We start from the raw sequence: 2,807 nt of genomic DNA on the forward strand, positions 1-2,807 counted from the left end.
CGGCGGCGGCAAGGCGCCCGGCGACGGCGGCATCACCACGGCGGGGCGCGCGCTCAGGTCCGGGCGGCGGCGGAAGCTCGCCTCGGTGCCGGCCGAGAACTCCGATGCCGACGCTTCCGGGCGCTGCACATTGCGGATCAGGTGCGGCGTGATCGACAGCACGATCTCGGTCTTCTGGTTGTCGTCACGCTTGCTGCCGAACAGGCGGCCGACGATGGGCAGGTCGCCCGCGCCCGGCACGTGGTTGGCGGTGCCGCGCTCCTCGTTGTTGATCAGGCCCGCCAGCACCTGGTTCTCGCCATCCTTCAGCTGCAGCATGGTGGTGGCCTGGCGCGTGCCGATCTGGTAGGCGGTGCCGCCGCTCTTGGTGGTGATGGTGCCGGTCAGGTTGCTCACCTCCAGCTGCACGCGGATCGCCACCTCGTCGTTCAGGTAGACCGTCGGCTCGACGTTCAGCGTCAGGCCGACATCGACATAGGTCACGTTGTCGCTGGCGAAGCCGCCCACGCCGGACGACACGGTGGTGGTGATCACCGGCAGCTTGTCGCCGATGACGATCTTGGCCTTCTCCTTGTTGCGCACGCGGATGCGCGGATTGGCCAGCAGGTTGGAATCCGTGTCGTTCTTGTTGGCGTTGATGCCGGCCGTGACGCCGGTCACGCCGATGGTGCGCTGGTTCAGGTTATTCAGGTCGCGGATGGTGATGCCGGTGCCGCCCGACGTGGACAGCGGCGCCAGGCCGATACCGGTCGGCCAGACCACGCCCAGGTCCATCACGCTGCCCTTCTTCACTTCCAGGATCTCCACCTCGAGCATCACCTCCGCCTCCGGCGCGTCCTGCAGGGCCACCAGTTTTTCGGCCAGGCGGATCGCCTCGGGGCTGTCGCGCACGATCAGCAGGTTGAGTTTTTCATCGACCACCACGTCGCGCGTCTTGAGGATGGTCTTGAGCGTGTTGGCCACCAGCTTGGCCTCGGCGTTCGCCAGGAAGAAGGTCTTGACCGTCATCTCCTGGTATTCCTTCAGCTTGGCCGCCACGTTCGGGTAGATCAGGATCGTGTTCGCATCCATCACCTGCTGCTCCAGCTGATTGGTCAGCAGCAGGAAGTAGATCGCCGATTCGACGGTGCTGTTCTTCAGCAGGACAGTGGTGCGCTGGTCGGTCTTGACGTCCTTGTCGAACACGAAGTTCAGGCCGGAGCGGCGCGAGATCACTTCGAACACCTGCTTGAGCGGCGCGTCGCGGAACTCGATCGAGATCGGCTGCTTGTAGGCTTTCGACAGGCCCGGTTCCGCCGCCGGCGGCGCGATCTTCTCGCTCACCTCGCGCAGCATCAGGCGCGCCTTCTCGTTGGCCGGGTTCTCGACCAGCATCGCGTTGAGCTTTTGCCTGGCCAGTTCGTACTCGCCCTTGTTGACGTGCGCGCTGGCGGCGGCGAGCAGCTTGGTCTGGCGGGCGTCGCGCTCCAGCGCGCGCAGGCCGGCGCGGGCGCGCTCGTTGAGCGGGTCCAGCGCCTGCACGCGGCGGAAGCCCTGCTCCGCCAGGTCCAGCTGGCCCTCGGACTGCTGGCGCTCGGACTGGTCGAGCAGGCGCAGTGTGGCGCGGTCGCGCTCCAGCAGATAGGCCGAGCGGTACTGCGCATTGCCCGGATCGGCCTTGACGGCTTCCTGGAACTTGAGCAGGCCGGCCTCGATCTGGTCCTTGGCGATCAGGTCGCGGCCATCGCGATAGGCCATTTGTCCGGCACAGCCACTCAGGGCGATCGCCAGCATGGCAGGCAGCGCGGCGCGGCGGCCCACATTCTTCAGATGACTAGCCATCAGTCGAGGACTCCAATATTGATCTGTTGTACCTGATTCAAAGGCAGATAGGTGACCGACATCAGCGGCGGCGCGATCTTCTCGACGCGGTAGGTGCCGTCGATGACGGTTTGGTTTTTGACGACGTAAGTCTTGTCGCCGCGCGCCAGGTAGACTTCCCAGGCGCCGTCGGCGACGGCCTTGCCGAGCACCGTGAACGGCATTGGCGGCGCCACCGGCGCAGGCGGCGGCGCGTTCGACACCGGCGGCGGCGGTGGCGGCGGCGGATTCCAGTTCTGTCCCTGGAACACCCCCTCGCCCGCCGCGAAAGTGGCCTCGCCGGATTCGCCGACCAGCGTGGCGCGCGGCGTCAGGCGCAGGATCGCCACCTCGGGCTGCGGCTTGCCGTCCTTGCCGGCACGCGGCGCGGGGGATGTCGGCACAGCTACCGGCGCGGTCGAACGGCTGCGCGTGACCGGTTCGGCGATGTCGCCGGACGGCGAGTTATCGCCGAACAGCACCAGCCCCGCAGCGGCGGCCAGCGCGACGCCCATCGCGATCTGATAAGGCTTCATGGCTCGCCATCCTTCAGGTACAGCGTGAAGCGCAGGCGCGCCTCCACCGTGGTTTCGGCGATGGCTTCGCGGCGGAAGCCGATTTCGTCCAGCGACGCGAACGGCATGTCGCTCAAGGCCTGCATGGCGAACTGCCAGATGGACTGGTACGGCCCCTTCAACGGCAGGATGATCTGGTAGGTGCTGACGCGGCTGGCCTTGTCGTAGCCGGCCTTGTATTCGCCCTGGCTCAGCGTCAGCTTGTTTTTGGCCGCCAGGTCGAACAGCACCTTGACCTGCTGCTCGGCGTAGCGCTTCTCGCCCAGCACTTCGTAGAAGCCGGCCAGGTTCTGGTTGGCCGATGGCGGCGGCGGAGCGGTGACGAGCGACGCCGGCGTCGGCAAGGGACGCGCCATCAGCCGCGCCTGCGCCGCGCGTTGCGGCAGCAGCCAG

The 2,807-nt window shown here is 67.0% G+C and carries 3 protein-coding genes; all 3 read right to left on the reverse strand.

The features are described 5' to 3' along the window. On the reverse strand, positions 1 to 1,821 hold a 1,821-nt coding region (locus tag GTP90_RS35310), incomplete at its 3' end, for a secretin GspD/PilQ domain-containing protein (protein ID WP_161087872.1). After that, positions 1,821 to 2,375 (reverse strand): hypothetical protein, encoded by a 555-nt coding sequence (locus tag GTP90_RS35315; protein ID WP_161087873.1) that lies wholly within the window; start codon positions 2,373 to 2,375, stop codon positions 1,821 to 1,823. The genes GTP90_RS35315 and GTP90_RS35310, both read right to left, overlap by 1 nt. Next, on the reverse strand, positions 2,372 to 2,807 hold a 436-nt coding region (locus GTP90_RS35320; RefSeq protein WP_161087874.1), incomplete at its 5' end, for a hypothetical protein. The genes GTP90_RS35320 and GTP90_RS35315, both read right to left, overlap by 4 nt.

The organism is Duganella vulcania (genome assembly GCF_009857655.1).
Lineage (GTDB): Bacteria > Pseudomonadota > Gammaproteobacteria > Burkholderiales > Burkholderiaceae_D > Rugamonas > Rugamonas vulcania.